Consider the following 22,229-nt stretch of genomic DNA (forward strand, 5'->3'; position numbering starts at 1 on the left):
CCGGCTCAGGCAACCGCTTCAAACGGGTTTACGAGCTTGAGGTCAAGTCCGTCGAAGTCGCGGACATTGCGTGTCGCCAGCGTAGCGTCATGCGCGAGGCAGATCGCGGCGATCATGGCGTCCGGAAGGCTGATAGGCCGGCCGATCCTTTCCCGCGCCGCCCGGAGCTTGCCGGCAAGACGGGGGATGGAGCCAGCAAATTCGACGACACGACCGGAGAACTGCTTCGAGATCAGGTGATCGAGAGTACGGACATGACGATCGGAGCCGGTCGTGTTCAGAAACCGTTCAGCACCGAAGGATTGCTCCATGACGACGGGGCCGCACAGATACAAGTCGAGCAACTCCTGCTTGCGAAACCATTCGACCACGTTCGCATCGGGTGTCGTCCTGCTCGTTTCGGAAATGACATTGGTATCGAGGACGATCACTCGAAATCCTCAATCGGTCGCCCGAAGTCGCGTTTTCTCTCCGCTTCGATTTCGTCCATGATCTCGGCGAACTCGTCGTCGACCGCATTCTCGGCCGCTAACGCGGAGCGAATGTTGTCCCATGCTGACAGACCAGGCCCTGGCTTGGCCTCCTTTTCGGCGACCATGCCTTTACGCAAAAGATCGATCGCCTTCCCCGATAGACTCTGGCCGGTCTTGCGGGCAGCTTGCTCGATTTCTCGTTTCAATGGTTCCGGAATATCTCGAACTAGGATGTCGCCCATTAAAATCCTCCAAAAGTGATATCAATGATATCACCTCAAGAGGCATCTTTCAATAGGAGGTGTTAAGTCTACACTAACTAACTTCCAGTATGATTCGAAGCACCTGCTCCTCGGAGGCTTCACATGCTGCGCGGCCAAAAACCTTTCGGGAAACGACATGCCCCAATCGCGGAATACAGATCCCGAGAGGAGGAATTCAAGGAAGGCGAACTGTCAAAACGGAGCGAGCGGGCTTTTGCCATCTATCTGACGCCGTTGTGCGCAGCAGCTATTGTTATAGTTTTGATATTCTCACCGGAATCTCGAGCGTTTGCTCTGGAAATTGCTTCAAAAACCATTGAGTTCGGTAAAGACTGGATTTTGCGCGGCCCCCTCAAATGACCCCTATCCCACCAGCTTGCCCGGCGCCTTGTCCCTGGCGAGCTTCTTGAACTTCTTCACCACCATGTCGCGCTTCAGTTTCGAGATATGGTCGATGAACAGCACACCGTTGAGATGGTCGATCTCGTGCTGCAGGCAGGTGGCCATCAGCCCTTCGGCCTCGATCTCCCGCAGCGTACCGTCGCGGTCGAGATATTTGACCCGCACCGAGGCGGGGCGCTCGACCTCGGCATAATAATCCGGGATCGACAGGCAGCCTTCCTCGTAGACGGAGCGCGCGTCGGCGCTTTCGAGAATCTCCGGGTTGATGAAGACGTGCGGCGCGGGCGTTTCGTCCTCCTTGGCGAGGTCGATCACCAGCATGCGCAGCGGTTCGCCGATCTGGATCGCCGCCAGCCCGATGCCGGGCGCGTCATACATGGTCGCCAGCATGTCGTCGGCCAGTTTGCGCAAGGGCGCGTCGACGCGTTCCACCGGCTTGGAAACCTGGCGCAGGATGGGGTCGGGAAGGATGATGAGCGGCTTGATCGGCATGGCGTTCCACCTAAGACCTCAAAAGAAAGGCGTCAACCGGTGCGCCTGAGCCTCGTTCACGTTTTGATCTGTGCCAGCCTGCCGAATCGGATATGCTGTCCACATGAATGACCTGAGCACCATCCTTTCGGAGCCTGTCGCGCGGCTCGGCGCCTCGACAATCACGCTCGGCCACGCGCTGGCCTTCGGCGCATTGCTGTTTCTCGGCTTGTTCGCGGCACTCGTCGTTGCGCTGTGGCGGTCGGCCAAGGCGCGCGCGGTCGCCGCGGCGGAAGCCGCCGACCATGCCCGCGACGCCGAGGCGCGCATGGCAGGTATTTTGCAGGCACAGGCCGAAATGCAGGGCCGCATGGGGGCCATCGCCGAAGTGTTCGGCGCCCGGCAGGCCGAATTGACGCAATCGATCGGCCAGCGCCTCGACGCCATGACCGGCCGCATCGGCCAGACCATGACCGAGCAGACCAAATCCACGCATGAGAGCCTGGCGAAACTGCAGGAGCGGCTGGCGATCATCGATACCGCGCAAGGCAACATCCAGTCGCTGGCCGGCCAGGTCGTGCAGTTGCAGGCGATCCTCTCCAACAAGCAGACGCGCGGCGCCTTCGGCCAGTCGCGCATGGAGGCGATCGTCGCCGACGGCCTGCCGCATGGCGCCTATGAATTCCAAGCGACGCTGTCGAACGGCAGCCGGCCGGACTGCCTGGTGAAAATGCCGAACGGCGCGCCGTCGCTTGCCATCGACGCCAAATTTCCGCTGGAAGCCTGGAATGCCATCCGCGCCGCCGACGGCGCCGACCTGAAGAAGGCCGCGGCCCAGGCCTTTCGCCGCGACATCGAGATCCATGTCCGCGACATCTCGGAAAAGTACCTGCTCCGGGGCGAAACGCAGGACACCGCCTTCATGTTCGTGCCGTCGGAATCGGTGTTCGCCGAAATCCACGAGAATTTCGAAGCCGTCATCCAGAAGGCGCACCGCGCCCGCGTCGTCATCGTCTCGCCTTCTCTCTTGATGCTGTCCATCCAGGTCATCCAGGCGATCCTCAAGGACGCCCGCATGCGCGAACAGGCGCATCTGATCCAGGGCGAAGTCATCAGGCTGATGGAAGACGTCCAGCGCGTCGACGAGCGGGTGCGCAAGCTGCAGGGCCATTTCGGCCAGTCGGCCAAGGACATCGACGATATCCTCGTCTCGACCTCGAAAGTGACCAAGCGCGGCCAGAAGATCGAGGCGCTAGAGTTCGGGGAAGGCGAACCCGATGCTCCGCGCGGCAGCGCCGCCAAGGCGGAGGCCGCACCGCGCGTGGCCGATTCCAAGACCGGGCAGCTGCGGTTGAGGGTCGTTGAAGGCGACGACTGAACGCTATTGCTCTTCGATGATCGTCGTGCCTTCGAATTCCGGCAGCCAATGCAGCGCCGAGCGGTGCCAGAACTGCCGCCTCGGCACGAGTTCCTCGCGCTGCCGCGCCGTACCGGCGCGGATGCCGTAGACCTTCGGTCCCTCGCCAACCGACGTTGCATAGAGATGCGAGCCGCACTCGCCGCAGAAACCTTGGGCGCGCTTGGCGCCGCTGGACCCGGTCTTGACGTAGACCTTCGGTGTGCCCTTGGTGATCCGATAGTCCTCTTCGGGCACCCGCACCGAGACGCGAAAGGCCGTACCGGTCAGCTGCTGGCAATCGGTACAGTGGCAGATCGAGGTCTTCTCCGGGTCGACCTCCGCCTCATAGGTGATGGCACCACAATGACAACCGCCGTCTATCCTCATCGTCCTTCCTCCAATATCGATCGGCTGATCTTAGAGCGGTTCCAGGAAAGTGCGTAGCGGTTTTCCGTCCGGGATTGCGTGAAAACAAAGAGTTAGAGCGGTGACGCGAGGCAACGGCGCGACGCTGCACTGGAGGCCAGGGCACGATGCCGAAGGGGAAATGCGGTTCTCGGGATCATGCTCAAACTCTATTCGGACGCCGATTCGCTCAGCTTGTGCCGATTTTCCCAAGTGCCTGACGTCTGCGGCTTGACGAACAGCCGCGTGATCTCAGGCATTTCCTTCTTCAGCCGCGCCTCGATGCGCTCGACACAGGCCTCGATCTCCGGCGCCGCCAGATGGTCCTCGAATTCGATGCTCAGGCCGGCAACGATCTCTTCCGGCCCCATATGGACCGTCAGCACACCGTTCGCCCGCTGCACCGCCGGATCCTGCTGCGCGATCGCCAGCACCTTTCCCTGGACTTCGGGAGAGGCCGGCTCGCCGATGAGCAGGCCCTTGCTTTCACGCGCCAGGAAGATCGCCGTCGCGCCGAGGATGAGCGCGATGCCGATCGAGGCGGCGCCGTCGAGTTCGGGCACCTGGAGAATCTCCGCCGCCAAGATGCCGGCAAAGGCGATGGCCAGGCCGAGAAGGGCCGCACTGTCTTCGAACAGCACCGTATAGACGCTTGGGTCCTTGCTCGATTGCACGGCTTGCAGCCAGCCTTGCCTGCCTTTCTGCTTGCGGAGTTCCTTCAGCGCCACCAGCCAGGAACTGCCTTCGAACAGGAAAGACAGGCCGAGAACGATATAGTTCATCTTGACATTGGCGACCGGCTCCGGCGCCATGATGTGGACGATGCCCTCGTAGAACGACACGCCGGCGCCGAGCGCGAAGACCAGCAGGGCGACGATGAAGCTCCAGAAATAGAGTTCCCGGCCATGCCCGAGCGGATGCGTATGGTCCGCCGGACGCGCGGCGCGGTGCATGCCGTAAAGCAGCAGACCGCCATTGCCGGTATCGACCAGCGAGTGCACGCCTTCCGACAGCATGGCCGAACTGCCCGTGAAAAAGGCGGCGGCGAATTTGGTCACGGCGATGGCAAGATTGCCTGCGAGCGCCGCATAGATGACCGTCCTGGAGCCGCCGTGTCCTGCCATGCGGGTTTACCCTCATTTGGTGCACTATAGCGGCACTGCCGAAGAGCTGCACAGTCATCACAACGCGCCAATGGTCCGGTCGTTCAACGTACGCCAGCTATTCCCGGACTTCGTCGGTCCATACCTTGAAGCCCGCGAGCGTACCTGGTCCGAAAATATGGGTGAGTGGCACGTCGGCCGCGTCACGGCCGGAGGCGATCAGGATGCGGCCGATACGAGGCGCGTTGTTGCGCGGATCGAAAGCGTGCCAGCGGCCGCCGAGATAAACCTCCATCCAGGCGCAGAAATCCATGCTCGCCCAAGGCTTCGGCATGCCGATGTCGCTGATGTAGCCTGTGCAGTAGCGCGTCGGGATATTGAGGGCCCGGCAGAATGTGACAGCGAGATGCGCGAAATCGCGGCACACGCCGCTCCGTTCGCGCCTGGCTTCCGCCGCGGTGCGCGTCACCCGGGCGTTGCCGTAGTCGAAGACGATGTGATTGTGGACGAAATCGCACACCGCCTGCACACGCGGGACGCCGGGCGGTGTATGGCCGAACAGCCGCCATGCCTCGCTTGCCAGAAGGTCGCTTTCGCAAAACCGGCTGGGCAGCAGGAACAGAAGCGTTTCCGCCGGCAGGTCGCGCACCTCGTGCTGCCATGCCATCGGCTCGCCCATCTCGAATGTGCCGGGGTCGCGGATCACCGCATCCGTACCGAAAGTGAAACGCCCGGGCGGGGCGAGGAGCCGGTTGCACCAGTTGCCGAAACTGTCGCGATAACTTTCAATCGGCACTGACGGATTGGAGATCAGGAAATCCGGGCGCTCAAGGTCAGCGGCGCGGGAATAGTGGACATTGAGCATCGCGATGAGCGGCGTCTGCTGCGGAAAGTCGAAGCTCATCTCGCAGCCGATGTGGATCCGCATTGTCGTCCTGACCGGCCTGCCTGGCGATCACCCGGCGGTGCCCGGGTCGATGCTGCAGTGCGAAGACAACCATGGCATGGACCGCCGGGGTTTACGAGCAAATTAGAAACCGGTTGAAAGCGGCCTGCCGGCACCGGCAGCAGTCACTAGCCTCTTGCAGTCTGGCCTTTGTCTTGTTTCACTCCGCCTCCCGCAACTGGAGGAACGAATCATGGCTAAAGGTGCGATGAAGGCAGGCAAGGAAGCCCGCAAGCCGAAGAAGGATGCCAAGAAGCCCGCTGCTGCTCCAGCCCTAAAGGCGGCGCCGGTCAAGGCGATGAGGCTCAAGGAAAAGTAAGTCTCGCCAACCCGGCGGCGGGATTTCACCCGGCGGCATTCGACGATGCCGCCGGCAGGTTTGATCGGGCCTTCGGGCAGCCCTATAGCGACGATGCGGGGACGACCCCGCACTTTCCGAAACTTCGGTCGGGACGACCCGCCATTGTCGACTGAGCATCCGAGGCCGGCAGCCCGGATGTTTGGATGGAGCGTTACGATGTCCTGGACTTTTCTGTTTTTCGCCGGCCTGTTCGAAATCGGCTGGGCAATCGGCCTCAAATACACCGACGGGTTCACCAGGCTGGCTCCGACCGTGCTGACGGTTGCTTCGATGCTCGTCAGCCTCACCTTGCTCGGCCTGGCGCTGAAGGCGCTGCCTGTCGGCACCGCCTATGCGGTGTGGACCGGTATCGGCACCGTCGGCACGGCGCTGCTCGGCATCTGGCTGCTGGGCGAGCCCGCCACGGCGATCAGGCTCGGATGCATCGCGTTGATCGTCTGCGGCATCATGGGTCTGAAATTCGCGGCCTGAACGGCCTTGTCAGCCGGCTGACGCTATCGGCCAATCCGGCCTCCCTGAATGATGGGATTTTCCGGTGGGCGACATCGGCAAACGTGAAAAGGGCCGCGCCGGAGCGCGTCCCTCATTCGTCATACATCGAAGCTAGTGCGCTCTCAGCGACCCGTGAAGCCGGGTGGGGCCCGGCCGGTACGCGCCTTGCGCGCCGCATAGCGTGCGTCACGCTTGGCCTTGCGCTCGGCTTCGTCGGCCAGCAAGCGGGAGATGCGGTCGTTCTCTTCAGCTTCCCGCAGCTTCGCCTCCGCCGCGGCGGCCTCTTCGGCGGCGATGCGCGCCGCTTCGGCCGCGGCCTCGCGCTCGGCCTTCTCGGCCGCCTCGCGTGCCAGCTTTTCCTGCTTCAGCTTGGCCTTTTCGGCCTCGCGGATCTCACGAGCCGCAAGGATCGCCTTGCGTTCGGCCTGTCGCGCCAGCACTGCGGGATCGTCTGCTGCCGGCTTTGACTTGAAGCGCTCCAGAAGCGCCTTCTTTGCCTCGGTCGCGGCATTGCGCCGCTCAAAAATGTCTTTTTCCCTGTAGATAGCCAAGTCCACTTCCTTGAAGTCTAGTCGCGACGCTTACATACGCGCGAAAACCGGGAGTTCAAGCGCCAAAACGGTATGCCAGCCATGAAATTCCGGCATGTTGCACCCGGGAGACTCAATTTCCTGCCGAAATCGACATGCACTGTTCACCAGCCGCCCTCTGGCGGCGTGACGGACGTGTCGCTACCTCTAGCGCGACAATCAACACACCAGGATGACATCCAATGGAACTCGGCCTCTACACTTTTGCCGATGTGAGCCCGCAGCCGGGCCCCGGCGCCATCGGCCCGCACGAGCGGCTGCGCAACCTGATCGAGGAGGTCGAACTGGCCGACCAGGTCGGCCTCGACGTCTTTGGCCTCGGCGAGCATCACCGGCCCGACTACGCGGCCTCGGCACCGGTCGTGGCTTTGGCCGCGGCGGCGGAACGGTCGAAGCGCATCAGGCTGACCAGCGCGGTCACCGTCCTCTCCTCGGACGATCCGGTGCGCGTCTTCCAGCAGTTTTCCACCCTCGATCTCCTGTCGAGCGGCCGGGCCGAGATCATGGCCGGGCGTGGATCGTTCATCGAATCCTTCCCGCTGTTCGGCTACAACCTGGAGGACTATGACGAGCTTTTCGCCGAAAAGCTCGACCTGCTGCTTGCCATCCGAGATCAGGTGAAGGTTACCTGGTCAGGCAATCTGCGTGCGCCTATCAACGATCGCGGCGTCTATCCCAGGCCCTTCCAGGACAGGCTGCCGGTCTGGATCGCCATTGGCGGGACGCCGCAATCCGCCGCCCGCGCTGGCGCGCTCGGCCTGCCGCTGGCGCTTGCCATAATCGGCGGCGAACCGGCACGCTTCGCGCCGCTGTTCGACCTCTACCGTGAAGCGGCCAAGCGGGCCGGCAGCGATCCGGCAGGGTTGGCCACCAGCATCAACGTGCACGGCTTCATCGCCGACACGACCGAGCAGGCAGCGGACGATTTCTACGGCCCGCAGGCGGAAGTGATGAACCGCATCGGCCGCGAGCGCGGCTGGGGTCCGACATCGCGCGCGCATTTCGACCAATCGCGTGGACCCAACGGCGCCCTGTTCGTCGGCAATCCGGAGCAGGTGGCGGAGAAGATCGTCGCCCAGCACAGGATCTTCGGCAACGACCGTTTCCTGCTGCAAATGGCGATCGGCACCATGCCGCACGCCAAGATCATGAAGGCGATCGAGCTTTACGGCACGAGGGTGGCGCCGCTCGTGCGCAAGGAAACGGCCAAATCCGCGCCGGCCGTCGCGGCGCCTGTCGCGTGATCCAGAGCAGCGCCGGCTGCTCTCGTACCAAGCCCGCTCATTCCCGGACTCAATCACACGGTCACGGGCCGAGCGACGGGTTGCGCGATCGGCGGCAGGCCTTCGAGGGCCTGTGCCATGTGCCGGCTAACGGAACCTTGACGCCGCGCCGGCGTTTCGGTCCGCGGATTGCATCAGTTGTGGTGTGCCGCCGAGGGGACCACGATGAAAGCCGAACCCGCCACTTTGGGCGCAGGCGTTTCCGAGGCTGAAGAGTCGCGTGCGGCGGCGCGCGCCGATACACGCCTGATACGCTCGCTGCTCGTCGGCATCTTCCTGTTCATGTCCATCTATGCGCTCTATTTCGCACGCGCCTTCTTCATGCCGGTCATCCTCGCCTTCCTGCTGGCATTGACACTGACACCGATCGTGCGGCTGCTGCGCAAGCGCGGCATTCCCGAAGCGGTTTCGGCGACGCTTCTGGTGCTGGTGTCCATCTTCGTCTTCACGAGCGCCGGCTATGTGCTCAGTGGCCCCGTCATCGACCTCATCAACAACACGTCATCCATCGGCCAGCAATTGACCGAACGGCTGGCGCAGTTTCAACGGCCGGTCGAGAGGATCATGAAGATTGCACACCAGATCGAAGGGCTCACGGAGACTTCGCAGGAACCGGGCGTGCAAAAAGTCGCGGTAGCGCAGTCAGGCTTCCTCTCGTCGGCGGCAGGCAATATCCTGTCGGCCGGAACAAGCCTGACCATCATCTTCGTGCTGTCGCTGTTCCTGCTCGCCTCGGGCACGATGTTCTACGAGAAGATCATCCAGTCCTTCGCCAGCCTCACCGAAAAGAAGCGGGCGCTGCGGGTCGTCTACGACGTCGAGCGGGAAATCTCGCACTATCTGCTCACCGTCACCATCATCAATGCCGGCCTCGGCACGATCATCGGCCTCGGCCTGTGGGCGCTCGGCATGCCCAATCCGCTGGTCTGGGGCGCGGCCGCCGCTCTGCTCAATTTCCTGCCCTATATCGGGGCCATGATCACGCTCGTCCTGGTCACGATCATCGCCCTGATCAGCTTCGACACGATCGCCTATGCGTTGTTGGCGCCTGCCTTCCTGGTGCTGTGTGACCTCGTCGAAGGCCAGTTCGTGACGCCGATGGTGGTCGGGCGACGGCTCGAGATCAACGCCGTGGCAGTCTTCATCGCCATCGCATTCTGGTCGTGGCTGTGGGGCTTCGTCGGCGCGCTGATGGCAGTGCCGCTGCTGGTCGTCATCAAGGTGTTCTGCGACCATTTCGAGAGCCTCAGCCACGTCGGGAATTTTCTCGCCGCGCAACATATGGCGGTCGAGGAGCAGGACGCCGACGAAGAGGACGGTGCGGCCGCCGCATAAACGGCGCACGGTTTGCGGCGGCGGGATCGAATGCCTATATCCGCCCGATCAGCGCCCGGTGCCCTTCCCGATGAACGACGTTCCCTTCGACCTCGACGCCTATTTCGCCCGGATCGGCCATGCCGGTGCCAGGGATGTCTCGCTCGACACGCTGAGGACGCTCCATTTCCTGCATCCGCAGGCCATCCCCTTCGAGAACATGGATCCGTTTCTGGGCCGCAGCGTGCAGCTGGATGTTGCCTCGCTGCAGGACAAAATCGTGGTTGGTGGACGCGGCGGCTATTGCTTCGAGCACAATCTCATTTTCATGCATGCGCTGAAGGCGCTTGGCTTCGAGGTCGGCGGCCTGGCCGCGCGTGTGCTCTGGGGTCAGAGCGAGGACGCGATCACGGCGCGTGGCCACATGCTTTTGCGTGCCGAACTCGATGGCCGGACCTATATAGCCGATGTCGGCTTCGGCGGCCTGACCCTCACCGCCCCGCTGCTGCTCGAGCCGGGCCTCGAACAGAAGACCCCGCACGAAACGTTCCGCATCGTCGAAACCGGCGACAACTTCCGCCTGCAGGCCGCCGTCGGCGGCGGCTGGCGCTCGCTGTATCGCTTCGATCTGCAGCCGCAATATGAGGTCGACTATTCCGTCGCAAATTATTTCCTGTCGACCAACCCGGCATCGCATTTCCTGACCTCGGTTCTGGCGGCCCGCGCCGCGCCCGACCGGCGCTACGCCCTGCGTGGCAATCGCCTGTCGATCCACCACATCGGCGGCCGCACCGAGCACAAGCAGATCACCACCGCCGCCGAACTCGCCGACACGCTGGAAGGCCAGCTCGGCATCGACATTCCCGACCGCACGGCCTTCGAGGCCCGGGTGCGCGAGACGAAGATCGTGGAGACCACCATATGACCGAACTGTCCGTTCTCGACCTGTCGCCGATCGTCGAAGGCAGCGACGCCTCGCAATCGCTCGCCAACTCGCTCGACCTCGCCCGCCATGCCGAGCGCTTGGGCTACAGGCGCTACTGGCTGGCCGAGCATCACAACATGCCAGGCATTGCCAGTGCGGCAACGGCGGTCGTCATCGCCCATGTCGCCGGCGGCACCAAGACCATACGCGTCGGCGCCGGCGGCATCATGCTGCCCAACCATGCCCCGCTGGTGATCGCCGAACAATTCGGCACGCTGGCCGCCCTGTTTCCCGGCCGCATCGACCTTGGCCTCGGCCGGGCGCCGGGCACCGACATGAATACGGCGCGGGCGCTGCGCCGCAATCTAGAGGCCGGCGTCGATAATTTCCCGCAGGATGTCGTCGAGCTGATGGGCTATTTCCTGCCCGCCGAGGAGGGGCAGCGTCTGCGCGCCGTGCCCGGCGAAGGCCAGAATGTGCCGATCTGGATTCTCGGGTCCAGCCTCTATGGCGCGCAGCTCGCCGCCATGCTCGGCCTGCCCTACGCTTTCGCCTCGCATTTCGCGCCGGCGGAGCTCGATCCCGCACTGGACATCTACCGCTCGCGGTTCCAGCCGTCCGAGCAACTCGACAAGCCGCATGTCATGCTCGGCCTCAATGTCTTTGCCGCGCCCACCGACGCCGAGGCACGGCTGCTGTTCACCTCGCTGCAGCAGGCCTTCGTCAATCTGCGCACCGGCAGGCCTGGACGACTGCCGCCGCCGGTCGAGAACTATGACCGGGATCTCGACCCGATGGCGAAGACCATGCTCGGCCAGGCGCTGTCCTGCGCCGTCGTCGGCTCGCCGGAAACGGTCCGGCAAGGCATCGATGCGTTCGTGCGCCGCACCGGCGCCGACGAGCTGATGGTTACCGCGCAGATCTTCGATCACGCCGCCCGCGTGCGCTCCTTCGAGATTTTGGCCGAGGCCCACAAATCGCTGTCGCAAGCCGCCTGAATTAATAGGCGGCCAGCCGCTTTTGCCGACATCGATGCTCTGCTAAGTGCGGGGCGTCCTCAGGCAGCAGCGAGTTTTCCGTGACACATGACCTCGACCCGCGCATGAATTTCGCCATCGACCTGGCGCGGCGCGCCGGCGAACTCGGCGTGAAATATTTTCGCGATCTCGACAGCCTGACAATCGAGAGCAAGGGCCATCAGGACCTGGTCTCGCAAGCCGACCGTGAGGTCGAGCTGTTCATCCGCGCGGCAATCGCCGCCGACTATCCGCGGGACGGCATCGTCGGCGAGGAGCATGCCTCGGTCGCCGGCTCGACCGGCCATGTCTGGGTCATCGACCCCATCGACGGCACCGCCAATTTCGTGCGCGGCATTCCGGCCTGGTGCGTGGTGATCGCCTGCGCAAAGGATGGCGAGACGGTCGTCGGCGTCATCCACGAGCCGTCGACCGGCGAGACCTTCCACGGAAGCCTGGGCGGCGGCGCCTTCGTCAACGGCAGGCCGATGAAGACAAGCTCCGCGACCAGCCTGGAGGAGGGCTCGGTGGGAACCGGCTTCTCAAACCGGGCCGAGGCCGAAAACATCGCCGTGCTGATCAAGAATATCCTCGCCGAGGGGGGCGTCTTCTTCCGCAACGCGTCCGGCGCGCTGATGCTCGCCTATGTCGCCTCGGGCAGGCTGCTCGGCTACGTCGAAGAACACATGAACGCCTGGGACTGCATGGCCGGCATGCTGCTGATCGAGGAAGCCGGCGGCACGATCCTGAAGGCGGATCCGAAGACGGTGCTGCGGAGCGGGACGCGGGTCATTGCTGGCGGCAAGGGCGTGTTTTCGAAGCTGCAAGAGCTCTGCCGAGGGGTGTTCGACGATTGAGCGGACGCCGCGAACCTTGCGCAGGGCATCGAGCGATTGGCCGTTAGCCTCCGTTTCGCCTGCCGTGAACCAACCTGATGGCCAACGCGCTGGCATGGCGCTGACGCCCATCCGCCGCAGCGAGGCTTTTGGCGTCTACAGGATTTTGGCCAGGAAACTCTTCGTACGGTCCACCTGTGGGTCCGAGAAGAGCGCCTTGGGCGCTCCCTCCTCCACGATCAGTCCGTCATCCATGAAAATCACCCTGTGCCCGACCTCACGGGCAAAGCCCATCTCGTGGGTGACGACCACCATCGTCATGCCTTCGACCGCGAGTGTCTTCATGACCTGAAGCACTTCGCCCACCATTTCGGGGTCGAGCGCCGATGTCGGCTCGTCGAAAAGCATGACGTTCGGTCCCATGGCCAGCGAACGGGCGATCGCGACCCGTTGCTGCTGGCCGCCGGAAAGCTCGTCCGGATAGCTCGCTTCCTTTCCCACGAGGCCGACCTTGGCCAGCAATTCGCGCGCGACCTTGTCGGCTTCGGCCGGCGTGACCTTCTTGACCTTGCGCGGCCCGATGGTGACGTTCTCCAGTATGGTCAGGTGCTTGAAGAGATTGAACTGCTGGAACACCATGCCGACATGCTGACGCAGCATGTGAATGTTCGTCTTCGGATCGGTCAGCGTCATCCCGGCGATTTCAATTTCGCCGCTGGTCGCGGTCTCCAAGCCGTTCAGGCAGCGTAAAAATGTGCTTTTGCCGCTCCCCGAAGGGCCGATAACGACGACCACCTCTTTTTCCGCCACATGCGTGCTTATCCCCTTCAAGATCTCATTGTGGCCGAAGGACTTGTGAAGGTCTTTAACGTTTATCAACTTGAAGCCTCCTCTCCATATAAGACGAGAATTTCGACACGGAGAAGATGAGGACGAAGTAGAGGGCCGCGATGAGACCCCAGATGGCGAAGGACGCGAACGTCTCGGCAATCACGATCTCGCCCTTGTAGACCAACTCGGCGATGCCCACCGGAGCCAGCAGCGAGGTGTCCTTGATCGTCTGGGCCGCCTGGTTTACCAACGGTGGTATCATGCGCTTGAACGCCTGTGGCAGAACGATGTAGCGCATCGTCTGGAAGCCGTTCATCGCGATGCTCTGGGCGGCTTCCTTCTGGCCTCGGTCGACGCCGAGAATACCCGCACGGATGATTTCGGTGACGTAGGCGCCTTCGTTCAGGCTGAGCGTGAGCGCGGCCGCCAGGATGGGATAGGTCAGTTGCCCGAACCACTGGTTGACGGGCAGGATCGCCGGCAATCCAAGCACGATGAAGAAGAGTTGCACCAACAGCGGCGTGGACCGGAAAATCTCGACATAGGCGGTGGCGATCCACCTCAGAGGCGCTACCGCCGACAGGCGCATGAGCGCCGCGACAAGGCCGATGACCACCATCAGGATGATGGCGACGATCGAATACTGGATCGTCAGCCGCAAGCCGTCGAGCAGCACGGGTAGGTTTTGCCAGATGGGGTCCATGAACCGTGCCTTGGATTTTTGCTGTCTTCAGCCGCCTCGGTAAGAAGAACGCATCGCAGTGGTTTCGCGCCGCTTACTTTGCGATTCCCTGCCGGACAGCCGGCAGGCTGAGCTCTCTAACCTTCAGACGATCAGAACGAGGCTCAACCCGAAACCGCAACGCTCGCCGGCTTTTCCACGTCCTTGACCATGCCGCTGGTATCGCCGCCGAAATATGTATCGAACAGCTTCTGATATTCGCCGTTCTGCTTGATCTTGGCGAGGCCGTCATTGATCTTCGCGGCCAGCTCGGGCTTTTGTTTGCTGATGGCGATGCCGTAATATTCGCCGGTCAGCAGCGGCCCCACGATCTTGACGTTGTTATGGGCGGTCTTGAAATTGACGTTGACCGGATTGTCGAAGATGACGGCATCGGCCCCACCGGTCTCGAGCGCCTGATAGGCGGCATCGATGTTCTGGAATTGCTTGATGTAGTCGGTCTGGAAGCCCTTGCCGGTCATATAGTCCACCGACGAGGTGGCTTTCTTGGTGGCGACCACGTGGCCCTTGAGGTCGTCGAAGCCCTTGATGTCAGAGTCTTTCTTGACCAGAACCGAAAGGCCGGACTTGTAATAGGCGTCGCTGAAATCGACGTTTTGCATCCGGCTGGTCTTGATCGTGATCCCGGCGACCGCAGCATCGATCGATCCGGCCTGCAGGCTCGGGATAATCCCGTTGAACGGCAGCGTCTTCAGGCTGACCGTCATGCCTTCCGCCTTGGCGATTGCCTTGATCATGTCGATGTCGAAGCCGGTAACCTCGCCGTTCGTCTCGGTCTCGAACGGCGGGAAGGTGGTATCCGCGCCGACGACGATGTTGGTCGCGTTTTGCGCGAGCGCCGCCGAGGTAGCACCGTATGCAAGCACGAGGCCCGAAACCAGTGACGTGACCAGCACGATGAGTGACTTGTTTTTCACAGATGTCTCCTTTCGGCGGGCATTCGTCAGCTTCGAGCGGAGTCAACGATGAGGAGTGGTGCGTGAATGCATGAACTCAAAGCCCGCCCTGAGCCATCTGGATCGGCAGGGGCCCAAGTCAAGACTTGGAGATGCTTCACATTTGCGTTTTGGATTGGGCCACGATTGCCCCTCTTCTCGGGGGCGGCGCTCCAGTTGGCGGTGCGGGGCCTAGGCCAGCTTGGCCAGCAGCTTCATGAACGTGGCGATTTCCTTGTTCGTGAGCGGCGCCAGCGTTTCCTGCGTGATCTCCCTTGCAAGTGGGATCAGGCGCTCGATCGCTTCCCGACCCTCCGCGGTCAAACTGACCAGCAGCCGCCTTTTGTCGACCTCATGCCTGGAGAGCTCGACCAGGCCACGCGCCTTCAGCCGATCGATGACGCCTTTCACGGTCGCGGCATCCATGGCGATCAATGTGCCGAGCTGGTTTTGCGAGGTTTCGCCGACGTCGCGCAGCTTGGCGAGTGCGGCGAATTGCGGCGGCGTCAGGTCGCCGATACGGGCGGCGAAGATCGACACATGGCGCTGGTGCGCCTTGCGCAGGATGAAGCCGACCTGCTCCTGCAGGAGGTAGTCGTGGTCGTCGGCCTCTTCGGCCTCGACCAGCTTGAGCAGATTGTCCTCGCCGCTCACCGCAGCCCGTCCCAGGCTTTTATCTCGTCCGCCGCGAGGCCACCCATGCGGTCATGGATGCGCGGACCGCAGGTCATGGCGAGGCAAAACAGGATCTCGTCCGGGCGTGGGCCGTCGCTGATGCCGACTTCCATGGCGTCGAAATGACTGCGCACATAGGCGGCGTTGATATGGCCGAGCGGCACATCGAGCCTTGAACCGAAGGCGCCGACCTTCTTGGCCGAGGGCACGATCGCCTTCGCATCGCCCAGCCGCTCGCGCATCGCATAGCCGCCCGGCACATGCCACAGCGCACCATGTTCCAGTTCGCCCGCGGTGCCGACGATGGCGCCCTTGCCATAGCCGTCGATCTGTTTGACGTCGCCGCCGAGGGCTGCGATCAGCCGGTCGGCGAGCAGCAGGCCGAGCGGCTTCAGGTCATCCATGGCGCTCTGCAACTCCTCGACATAGCGCCCGGCGAAAGCGTTCCTGACCACGGCCATGGCGGCGGCACGCCGACGCGGCACGCCCGCGACCGGCCCGCCGTCGTGAAAAATCTCTTCGCTCAGCACCGCTATCTTGCGGATCGGAAACTCAGGCATGGGCAACTTCCTCCGGTTCATGCTTGTTGGGCGCGCCGAGCGCGACGGAGCCACTGATGCGGGCCTCCCCGCCAAGAAACAGCGCCGATGCGGCAATCAGGCCGCGCCGGCGAAAATCTTCGGCGACCGCAAGGCCATTGTCCAGCGCCCGCGCCACTTCATCAGGCGCAAGCGTGCCGACGCCTTGTGTCACCGGCCGCGCGCCGAGATCGCTGTCGGGTGACAGGTCGCGCGCGGGGATACGCCTGATGGCGGGATTGCCCGGCAGGTCCACCGCGTTGGCGATGAGCGTCGCTGCCGCATCGGCCTCAGCGCCGGTCCGCGCGAGCACGGTGACGGCGTCGGCGATGCCAAGCGAGAAGGAGCGGCCACGCCAGCCGCTGGTCGCGACGCCGCCCACGCCATCCCGCGCGCGGATCGTTATCCGATCGGCCATGCCGTTGCCGGTGCCGGCGACCGCCAACCCCATCGACCCGCCCTTGCCGATATGGATGGCGCTGTCGCCGCCATTGTTGACATAGGCGCGATCAAGCTTGCGGCCGGCAAGCAGCGCGGCGATCATTTCGTCGGCTACCGATCCGGCGACGGCGGCCATCGGCGTAATGAAGCATTCGGCCAGGGGCATGACGGCTGCTTCCATTCGGCGCGCCGTCGGGCTGGCAAAGGCGCGCGGCGCCAGGAAAAACGCCGGCAGGCGCAATTCTGGAAGCTCCTCGACCAACTCGATCAGGATCGTCTGGAAGCGCGCGACGGCCTGGGCGTAGGCGGCGCGACATTCATCAACCTCGCCGAACGCCTCGACGATCAGGTCGATCGGCCCATGGTTGAGATGCAGTCGCTTGCCGTCCTGCAGCCAGTGCGCTTGCGGGCCGTCCATCATCCGGCCCCGTCCGAGCCTGCGCGGCGCAACTGCGCCAGCGGCGGCCACGGATTGCCGGCGGGCGCACCGCTGCCGCGACGCGGGTTGAGGTACTCGCCGCCCTTGGCGACGATATCAGCGACGCTGCGGATTTCGGCCTCATAACCACCGAGCCTGATGTAATCGTCGCGGCGCAGCGTGAACTCGATCGGCGCCACCAGTGCCGGTGTCGGCACATATCCGAAGGCGCCTTCCGGAACCCTGGTGACGTCGACCATCAGCGTGATGCCGCCGCCCGGCCAGACATAGACCGGCGCGCCGCCCACGGTGACATAGGTGGTGAGGCGTTGCACGGAGCGGGTGAGATTGACCGGGTTTTCGGTGACGCCGGCGCGCAGCGAGCCGCCGGCGCCGCCGATGAACAGCACCGTGCACAAAGCCGGCTCGCAATTGTCCTCGATCAGATTGACGGATTTCCGCAGCCGGTCCGGAAACGGCTTCTCGACCGGCTTCAGGTCGCTGTCGAGTTCGTAATAGGCGAACTGCTCGCCAGTGGTCGAAACCATCAGCAGCGACAGACCCGGTCGCGCGCCTTTCTTGGCGTTCCACTCGCCGAGGATCGACAGCGGATCGGAAATTCTGGTGCCGCCCCAGCCGAGGCCCGGCTCGGACACCTTGAAATAGCGGCCCGGGGTCGAGCGGCGGCCGCTGATCTTTATGCCCGTATCCTGCCAGCCCAGTACCTTGCCTGCCTGATGCTCGGAAACGACGCCGGTGATGTGGTCGTCGACCACCACCACCTCGTCGACCAGCCCGCGCCATTGCGTGGCGAACATGCCGATGGTGGCCGAACCGCAGCCGACGCGCATGCGATGTTCCTGCTTGCCGTCGATGACAGGGGCTTTGCCGGCTTCGACCGTTATTGTGGCGCCACCGTCGATGGTGAGTTCCACCGGCTTGCGGTTGCACAGGTTGAGCAGCGCATCGCAAGTGGCGCGGCCCTCCGCCTTCGAACCGCCCGTCAGATGATGCACGCCGCCGAGCGACAGCATCTGCGAGCCATATTCTCCCGTCGTGACATGGCCGATAGCCTCGCCCTCTGCCCGCACAATAGCCGTTTCGGGACCGATATGACGGTCGGTGTCGATCTTCACCTTGACGCCGCAGTAGGAGAAGATGCCCTCGGTCACCACCGTGACGAGATCGACGCCTTCGACTTCCTGGCTGACGATGAACGGAGCGGGTTTGTAGTCGGGATACGTCGTGCCGGCGCCGATTGCGGTAACGAAGCGGCGCCCGGTGTTGATGAATTCGCCGTCCCACTGCTCGCCCTCGGCGACAAAGGGCACCATGGCGGCGCCGGTCTCCGTCGCATGGTCGAGGATGGTCAGCGGGTCCATGCGCACGATCCGGCCCGCGACATTGCCGTAGCGGTCGCAGGCGCCGGTGCGGCCGTCGGCGATGTAGCACATGACGGGACAGGCATCGCAGCGGATCTTCTCCGCCACCAGTTTCTCGCCGGGATCGTGGGTTTCGAAGCGCTCGGCAAGCTCGCTCACGTGCGTGCCTCCTTTTCGCGGATGGCCGCCAGGATGCGGCTTGGCGTTGCCGGCACCTTGTCGACCAGCACGCCGGTGGCGTGACGGATGGCGTTGAGGATCGCCGGCGCCGTCGGGATCATCACGTGCTCCCCCAAGCCCTTGGCGCCGAACGGCCCCTCGGGATCGGGCACCTCGATAAGGATGGTCTCGATCGGCGGCACGTCGCCAATGGTCGGGATGAGATAGTCGTGCAGGTTCTCGGTGCGGCCGGGGATGTATTCTTCCATCAGCGCCATGCCGATGCCTTGCGCGATGCCGCCTTCGATCTGGCCCTCGACCAGCAGTGGATTGATCGCCTTGCCGACATCATGCGCGGCGGTGATCTTGATCAGCCTGACCGTGCCAAGCTTGAGGTCGACCTCGAGTTCGGCGATCTGCGCGCCAAAGCCGTAGACGGCGTAGGGCTTGCCCTGGCCCTTGGCATCGAGCGGCAGCGTTGGCGGGTCATAGGTCTCCTCGGCGCGGAAGACGAAGCCGTCGGCATCGCCATCGAGCGAGGCAAGATCGATACGGCGTGTCGCCTCGCCTTCGCGAATGACGATCGCCGAGCCGTCCAGTCGAAGGGAAGCCCTGTCCGAGACATTGGCAAAGCGCAGGATTTTTTCGCGCAGGGCGCGGCCCGCCTTCTCGGCCGCCTTGCCGGTCACGAAAGTCTGCCGAGAGGCCGACGTCTTGCCGGCGTCGGGACTGATCGCCGTATCGGCGCCCTTCAGCTGGAATTTTTCCAGCGGCAGGCCCAGCGCGTCGGCGCAGATCTGCGGGATAACGGTGTTGGAGCCCTGGCCGATATCGACGGCGCCCTGGTGCAGGACAACCGCACCCTCGGCCACGATGCCGACCCGGATTGTCGACGGATTGGGCAGCGATGTGTTGCCGCAGCCGTACCAGCACGAAGCGACGCCGACGCCGCGTTTTCTATCGATGCTGGCATCGTTGAAAGCATCCGCATCGGCCGTCGCTCGCGCCCAATGCGGCCGCAAGGCTTCGAGGCACTCGGCGATGCCGACGCCGGAGTCCAGACGCTGTCCGGTAACCGTTTCGGAGCCGTTCCGAAGGCAATTCTTCAGGCGAAAATCGAGCCTGTCCATGCCGAGCTTGCCGGCGAGCTCGTCATAGAGCGTCTCTTGCATGATCGTCGCCTGCGGCACGCCGAAACCACGGAAGGCGCCGGCAATCGGACCATGCGTATGGATGGCGCGACCCTCGGCGCGGTAGTTCGGCGTGACATAGGGGCCGGAGGCATGCACGGGCACGCGGTTGGCCACCGTCGGGCCCCAACTCGCATAGGCGCCGGTGTTGAAATCGCCCTCGAAGACCATGCCGGTAACGCGTCCGCCGGCGTCGGCGCCGATGGTCGCCCTCATTTGCGCCGGATGGCGCTTGGTGGTCGAGATCATGGATTCGTTGCGGGTGTAGGCAAGGGCCGCGGGCCGCCCCGTCTTCATGGCCACAAGGCCGATGAGAGGCTGCAGGGAAACGTCGAGCTTGGACCCAAAGCCACCGCCGGTCGCGGTCGGCACGATGCGCACCTTGTCGACGGCGAGGCCGAGCACTTTCGCCGTATCGTCGCGGTCCATGTAGGGCGCCTGGGTGCAGGCGACGACAACAAGCGTATCGCCGTCGAAATATGCATAGCCGGCTTCCGGTTCGATATAGGCGTGCTCGACATAAGAGGTGTCGATCGCACCGCTCGCGGTGGCGGCCGCACCGGCAAGTGCCGACTCGGGATCGCCGCGCTCGACGAAGCCCTTGGTCAACAAATTGGCCGGACGGTTTTCATGGATCAGCGCGACACCTTCGGCCTGCGCATCGCGGGGCTGGAGAACGTGCGGCAGTTCGGTCCAGCGGACAGGGAAATCCGACAGATCCAGATCGAGCATCGCCTCGCGTTCGCCGGCGACCAGCGCGACAGCCTCGCCGCGAAGCCGCGCATAGCCCACGGCCAGCGCCGGCTGGTCGGCGAACGGGCCGATAACGCCGAAACAATTTTTTCCCGGGACATCGGCGGCCGTGAAGACGCCTGATATGCCGGGATGACTTCTTGCCCAGCCATCGATGTCGCCGAAATCGAACTTTGCATGATAGTGCGGCGAGCGGATCACCAGAACGGCAAGCGCGTCGGCAGGGAAAGAATCGCCGCCGAATTTCTCGGCCCCGGTCACTTTCGGCACGCCATCGAGCCTGACCGGGGAGGAGCCGACGGCATGGCCCGAGACGGGCATTCTGCGATCGAGGTCGCGATGCAACGATTGATGCTGGTGCTGCCCCTCACCGGCAAATTGTCCGGCATCCATCACCGCCGTGATGATCTTCCGGTAGCCGGTGCAGCGGCAGAGGATGCCGCCCAGCGCATCCTGCACCTCGGTCTCGGTCGGCCTAGGTTTCGTTTCCAGCAATGCGGTTGCCGCGACCAGCAGCGCCGGCGTGCAGATGCCGCATTGCGCGGCACCATGCGCGAGGAACGAGGCTTGCAACGCCGACAGCCGGCCATTGGCGAGGCCCTCGACCGTCGTCACGGCAGTGCCGGCGGCGGAGGCCGCCGGCATCAGGCAGGCGCAGACAGGGTCGCCGTCGACCAGCACCGTGCAGGCGCCGCAGTCGCCGGCGTCGCAGCCGACTTTGGTGCCGGTGAGCCGCAACTCGTCGCGCAGCACCGAGGACAGCCGACGCAGCGGCGGCACGTTGACCGAGACGGCGGCGCCATTGACAGCGAAGGCGATATCGGCGCGATCCATACTCATGCGGCCACCTTGTCGCCTGTCGGCTTTCCCATGGCCTCAAGCACGGCGCGGGCGACGATCTCGCGCACCGCATCCAGCCTGTATTCGGCGCTGCCGCGCACGTCGGCGATGGGCGACAGCTCGGCCATCGGCGCCGACCGGACCGCGGCAGCAAGCCCGGCGTCCAGGGCAAGCCCGCGCAGCGCCGCCTCGACGCCGGCAAGCCGGCTGGCAACGGCGGAACACGAGCCGACGGCGACGGCCGCGTCCGCGACAGTGCCATTTTCGACAACCAGCCGCGCCGCTACCATGGCGATGGAGATGACGAGATAGCGCCGCGCGCCGAGCTTGACGAAGGCCGACGTGCCGGTGGGTTTCGGCACACGGATGGCCGTCACCATTTCGCCAGGCTGCAAGGCGGTGCGGCGGTTGCCGAGAATGAAGCCTTGCAAGGGCAGATAGCGTGTCGCCGCCGCCGAGCATAGCTCGACCTCGGCGTCGAGCACGAGCAGCGCAGGCACGCCGTCGGCGGCCGGCGAGGCGTTGCAGAGATTGCCGGCGACGGAAGCGACGTTCTGGATCTGCGCCGAGCCGACCTCGCGCGCCGCCTGCTTCAGGGCGTCGAAGGCTGGCGGCAGGGGGTGGCGGATGACATCGGTCCATGTCGTGCGCGCGCCGATGATCCAGTGGCTGCCGGTCTCGGCGATACCGCGCAACATTGTCAGGCCGTTGATATCGAGGACATCGTCGCGAAACGGCTTGCTGCCCTGCGCCGGATAGAAATCCGTGCCGCCCGCAAGGATACGCCAGGCGCCCCCGCCAAGCAGCACGAGCGCTTCGTCGACCGTGGTGGGTTTCGCGTAACGGATCACGCCTGCCTTCCCGACAAAATGGGCATTTCCAGAGAGGTGGGCCTCCCCGAAATCGGCCCTCCCAAAGCGCTTGCCCAATGACAGTCTTTACCGGCTTCGCCCGGAAATTCATTCGTATGCAAATGATATCAAGACGGTGGAAATTGTCAAAGCCA

Annotated in this window: 25 protein-coding genes; 9 read left to right on the plus strand and 16 right to left on the minus strand. The window is 63.8% G+C overall.

Annotated elements, in window-relative coordinates; all coding sequences use genetic code 11:
- Positions 1-5: 5 nt before the first annotated feature.
- On the minus strand, positions 6-431 hold the full coding sequence (locus LB556_RS06925; RefSeq protein WP_224565420.1) for a type II toxin-antitoxin system VapC family toxin: 426 nt from the start codon (positions 429-431) through the stop codon (positions 6-8).
- Positions 428-715 (minus strand): plasmid stabilization protein, encoded by a 288-nt coding sequence (locus tag LB556_RS06930; protein ID WP_224565421.1) that lies wholly within the window; start codon positions 713-715, stop codon positions 428-430. Before LB556_RS06930 ends, LB556_RS06925 begins: the two co-directional genes overlap by 4 nt.
- A gap of 123 nt (positions 716-838) precedes the next feature.
- Between LB556_RS06930 and LB556_RS06935 the strand changes: the two genes are divergently transcribed.
- Positions 839-1,096 carry a hypothetical protein gene (locus tag LB556_RS06935; RefSeq protein WP_224565423.1) on the plus strand — a complete coding sequence of 86 codons (258 nt, stop codon included), beginning with the start codon at positions 839-841 and terminating at the stop codon, positions 1,094-1,096.
- Positions 1,097-1,099: 3 nt separating this feature from the next.
- Here the strand turns inward: LB556_RS06935 and def are convergent, their stop codons facing one another.
- Positions 1,100-1,630 carry a peptide deformylase gene (def, locus tag LB556_RS06940; protein ID WP_224565425.1) on the minus strand — a complete coding sequence of 177 codons (531 nt, stop codon included), beginning with the start codon at positions 1,628-1,630 and terminating at the stop codon, positions 1,100-1,102.
- Positions 1,631-1,733: 103 nt separating this feature from the next.
- On the opposite strand from def, the gene LB556_RS06945 reads away from it, so the two are divergent.
- Entirely contained in the window at positions 1,734-2,987 is a 1,254-nt protein-coding gene (locus LB556_RS06945; RefSeq protein ID WP_224565427.1) for a DNA recombination protein RmuC, read from the plus strand.
- A gap of 3 nt (positions 2,988-2,990) precedes the next feature.
- Here the strand turns inward: LB556_RS06945 and LB556_RS06950 are convergent, their stop codons facing one another.
- The 3 genes from LB556_RS06950 to LB556_RS06960 form a co-directional block, all read right to left on the minus strand.
- Complete coding sequence (locus LB556_RS06950) at positions 2,991-3,395, minus strand: GFA family protein (RefSeq protein ID WP_224565429.1); 405 nt, start codon at positions 3,393-3,395, stop codon at positions 2,991-2,993.
- Positions 3,396-3,583: 188 nt separating this feature from the next.
- Positions 3,584-4,537, minus strand: coding sequence for a cation diffusion facilitator family transporter (locus LB556_RS06955; protein ID WP_224565431.1), 954 nt, complete (start codon positions 4,535-4,537; stop codon positions 3,584-3,586).
- A 97-nt stretch (positions 4,538-4,634) separates the two neighbouring features.
- The gene (locus LB556_RS06960) at positions 4,635-5,444 is read right to left on the minus strand and encodes a transglutaminase-like domain-containing protein (RefSeq protein ID WP_224565433.1); all 810 of its coding nucleotides are present in this window, start codon (positions 5,442-5,444) and stop codon (positions 4,635-4,637) included.
- A 211-nt stretch (positions 5,445-5,655) separates the two neighbouring features.
- Here LB556_RS06960 and LB556_RS31585 point away from each other — a divergent pair, with 211 nt between their 5' ends.
- Positions 5,656-5,781 carry a hypothetical protein gene (locus tag LB556_RS31585; protein ID WP_137931536.1) on the plus strand — a complete coding sequence of 42 codons (126 nt, stop codon included), beginning with the start codon at positions 5,656-5,658 and terminating at the stop codon, positions 5,779-5,781.
- A gap of 198 nt (positions 5,782-5,979) precedes the next feature.
- Positions 5,980-6,294: a quaternary ammonium compound efflux SMR transporter SugE gene (gene sugE / locus LB556_RS06965; protein WP_224565435.1), complete on the plus strand. Its 315-nt coding sequence runs from the start codon at positions 5,980-5,982 to the stop codon at positions 6,292-6,294.
- 143 nt (positions 6,295-6,437) lie between these two features.
- Here the strand turns inward: sugE and LB556_RS06970 are convergent, their stop codons facing one another.
- The gene (locus tag LB556_RS06970) at positions 6,438-6,866 is read right to left on the minus strand and encodes a DUF6481 family protein (protein ID WP_224565437.1); all 429 of its coding nucleotides are present in this window, start codon (positions 6,864-6,866) and stop codon (positions 6,438-6,440) included.
- Between the two features lie 221 nt (positions 6,867-7,087).
- Here LB556_RS06970 and LB556_RS06975 point away from each other — a divergent pair, with 221 nt between their 5' ends.
- From LB556_RS06975 to LB556_RS06995, 5 genes are all read left to right on the plus strand, one after another.
- Entirely contained in the window at positions 7,088-8,149 is a 1,062-nt protein-coding gene (locus LB556_RS06975; RefSeq protein ID WP_224565439.1) for an LLM class flavin-dependent oxidoreductase, read from the plus strand.
- A 204-nt stretch (positions 8,150-8,353) separates the two neighbouring features.
- Positions 8,354-9,523 carry an AI-2E family transporter gene (locus LB556_RS06980; RefSeq protein ID WP_224565441.1) on the plus strand — a complete coding sequence of 390 codons (1,170 nt, stop codon included), beginning with the start codon at positions 8,354-8,356 and terminating at the stop codon, positions 9,521-9,523.
- A gap of 70 nt (positions 9,524-9,593) precedes the next feature.
- Positions 9,594-10,427: an arylamine N-acetyltransferase family protein gene (locus LB556_RS06985; RefSeq protein ID WP_224565443.1), complete on the plus strand. Its 834-nt coding sequence runs from the start codon at positions 9,594-9,596 to the stop codon at positions 10,425-10,427.
- On the plus strand, positions 10,424-11,425 hold the full coding sequence (locus LB556_RS06990; RefSeq protein WP_224565445.1) for an LLM class flavin-dependent oxidoreductase: 1,002 nt from the start codon (positions 10,424-10,426) through the stop codon (positions 11,423-11,425). The genes LB556_RS06985 and LB556_RS06990 overlap by 4 nt, the downstream gene beginning before the upstream one ends.
- An 80-nt stretch (positions 11,426-11,505) precedes the next feature.
- On the plus strand, positions 11,506-12,300 hold the full coding sequence (locus tag LB556_RS06995) for an inositol monophosphatase family protein (protein WP_224565447.1): 795 nt from the start codon (positions 11,506-11,508) through the stop codon (positions 12,298-12,300).
- 135 nt (positions 12,301-12,435) lie between these two features.
- Here LB556_RS06995 and LB556_RS07000 read toward each other — a convergent pair whose 3' ends face one another.
- The 9 genes from LB556_RS07000 to LB556_RS07040 form a co-directional block, all read right to left on the minus strand.
- Positions 12,436-13,158: an amino acid ABC transporter ATP-binding protein gene (locus tag LB556_RS07000; RefSeq protein ID WP_224565449.1), complete on the minus strand. Its 723-nt coding sequence runs from the start codon at positions 13,156-13,158 to the stop codon at positions 12,436-12,438.
- The gene (locus tag LB556_RS07005; protein WP_224565451.1) at positions 13,145-13,813 is read right to left on the minus strand and encodes an amino acid ABC transporter permease; all 669 of its coding nucleotides are present in this window, start codon (positions 13,811-13,813) and stop codon (positions 13,145-13,147) included. The genes LB556_RS07000 and LB556_RS07005 overlap by 14 nt, the downstream gene beginning before the upstream one ends.
- A 143-nt stretch (positions 13,814-13,956) precedes the next feature.
- On the minus strand, positions 13,957-14,769 hold the full coding sequence (locus tag LB556_RS07010; protein WP_224565453.1) for a transporter substrate-binding domain-containing protein: 813 nt from the start codon (positions 14,767-14,769) through the stop codon (positions 13,957-13,959).
- Positions 14,770-14,979: 210 nt separating this feature from the next.
- Positions 14,980-15,441 (minus strand): MarR family winged helix-turn-helix transcriptional regulator, encoded by a 462-nt coding sequence (locus LB556_RS07015; protein WP_224565455.1) that lies wholly within the window; start codon positions 15,439-15,441, stop codon positions 14,980-14,982.
- A complete protein-coding gene (locus tag LB556_RS07020; protein WP_224565457.1) occupies positions 15,438-16,022 on the minus strand; it encodes an amino acid synthesis family protein in 585 nt (194 codons plus the stop codon). The genes LB556_RS07015 and LB556_RS07020 overlap by 4 nt, the downstream gene beginning before the upstream one ends.
- Positions 16,015-16,899 (minus strand): UPF0280 family protein, encoded by an 885-nt coding sequence (locus LB556_RS07025; RefSeq protein ID WP_224565951.1) that lies wholly within the window; start codon positions 16,897-16,899, stop codon positions 16,015-16,017. The genes LB556_RS07020 and LB556_RS07025 overlap by 8 nt, the downstream gene beginning before the upstream one ends.
- Positions 16,899-18,440 carry a 6-hydroxynicotinate reductase gene (locus tag LB556_RS07030; RefSeq protein WP_224565459.1) on the minus strand — a complete coding sequence of 514 codons (1,542 nt, stop codon included), beginning with the start codon at positions 18,438-18,440 and terminating at the stop codon, positions 16,899-16,901. Before LB556_RS07030 ends, LB556_RS07025 begins: the two co-directional genes overlap by 1 nt.
- Positions 18,437-21,223, minus strand: coding sequence for a molybdopterin-dependent oxidoreductase (locus tag LB556_RS07035; RefSeq protein ID WP_224565461.1), 2,787 nt, complete (start codon positions 21,221-21,223; stop codon positions 18,437-18,439). The genes LB556_RS07030 and LB556_RS07035 overlap by 4 nt, the downstream gene beginning before the upstream one ends.
- Entirely contained in the window at positions 21,220-22,074 is an 855-nt protein-coding gene (locus LB556_RS07040; protein ID WP_224565463.1) for an FAD binding domain-containing protein, read from the minus strand. Before LB556_RS07040 ends, LB556_RS07035 begins: the two co-directional genes overlap by 4 nt.
- Positions 22,075-22,229: the final 155 nt, after the last annotated feature.

This window comes from Mesorhizobium sp. ES1-4 (genome assembly GCF_020164745.1).
In the GTDB taxonomy this organism is placed as follows: Bacteria; Pseudomonadota; Alphaproteobacteria; order Rhizobiales; family Rhizobiaceae; genus Mesorhizobium.

Excerpts from the sequence above, each read along its gene's own strand:
- LB556_RS06930 (WP_224565421.1), bottom strand. The coding sequence starts at position 715 with ATGGGCGACATCCTAGTTCGAGATATTCCGGAACCATTGAAACGAGAA.
- LB556_RS06935 (WP_224565423.1), top strand. The coding sequence starts at position 839 with ATGCTGCGCGGCCAAAAACCTTTCGGGAAACGACATGCCCCAATCGCG.
- def (WP_224565425.1), bottom strand. The coding sequence starts at position 1,630 with ATGCCGATCAAGCCGCTCATCATCCTTCCCGACCCCATCCTGCGCCAG.
- LB556_RS06945 (WP_224565427.1), top strand. The coding sequence starts at position 1,734 with ATGAATGACCTGAGCACCATCCTTTCGGAGCCTGTCGCGCGGCTCGGC.
- LB556_RS06950 (WP_224565429.1), bottom strand. The coding sequence starts at position 3,395 with ATGAGGATAGACGGCGGTTGTCATTGTGGTGCCATCACCTATGAGGCG.
- LB556_RS06955 (WP_224565431.1), bottom strand. The coding sequence starts at position 4,537 with ATGGCAGGACACGGCGGCTCCAGGACGGTCATCTATGCGGCGCTCGCA.
- LB556_RS06960 (WP_224565433.1), bottom strand. The coding sequence starts at position 5,444 with ATGCGGATCCACATCGGCTGCGAGATGAGCTTCGACTTTCCGCAGCAG.
- LB556_RS31585 (WP_137931536.1), top strand. The coding sequence starts at position 5,656 with ATGGCTAAAGGTGCGATGAAGGCAGGCAAGGAAGCCCGCAAGCCGAAG.
- sugE (WP_224565435.1), top strand. The coding sequence starts at position 5,980 with ATGTCCTGGACTTTTCTGTTTTTCGCCGGCCTGTTCGAAATCGGCTGG.
- LB556_RS06975 (WP_224565439.1), top strand. The coding sequence starts at position 7,088 with ATGGAACTCGGCCTCTACACTTTTGCCGATGTGAGCCCGCAGCCGGGC.
- LB556_RS06980 (WP_224565441.1), top strand. The coding sequence starts at position 8,354 with ATGAAAGCCGAACCCGCCACTTTGGGCGCAGGCGTTTCCGAGGCTGAA.
- LB556_RS06985 (WP_224565443.1), top strand. The coding sequence starts at position 9,594 with ATGAACGACGTTCCCTTCGACCTCGACGCCTATTTCGCCCGGATCGGC.
- LB556_RS06990 (WP_224565445.1), top strand. The coding sequence starts at position 10,424 with ATGACCGAACTGTCCGTTCTCGACCTGTCGCCGATCGTCGAAGGCAGC.
- LB556_RS07005 (WP_224565451.1), bottom strand. The coding sequence starts at position 13,813 with ATGGACCCCATCTGGCAAAACCTACCCGTGCTGCTCGACGGCTTGCGG.
- LB556_RS07020 (WP_224565457.1), bottom strand. The coding sequence starts at position 16,022 with ATGCCTGAGTTTCCGATCCGCAAGATAGCGGTGCTGAGCGAAGAGATT.
- LB556_RS07025 (WP_224565951.1), bottom strand. The coding sequence starts at position 16,899 with ATGGACGGCCCGCAAGCGCACTGGCTGCAGGACGGCAAGCGACTGCAT.
- LB556_RS07035 (WP_224565461.1), bottom strand. The coding sequence starts at position 21,223 with ATGAGTATGGATCGCGCCGATATCGCCTTCGCTGTCAATGGCGCCGCC.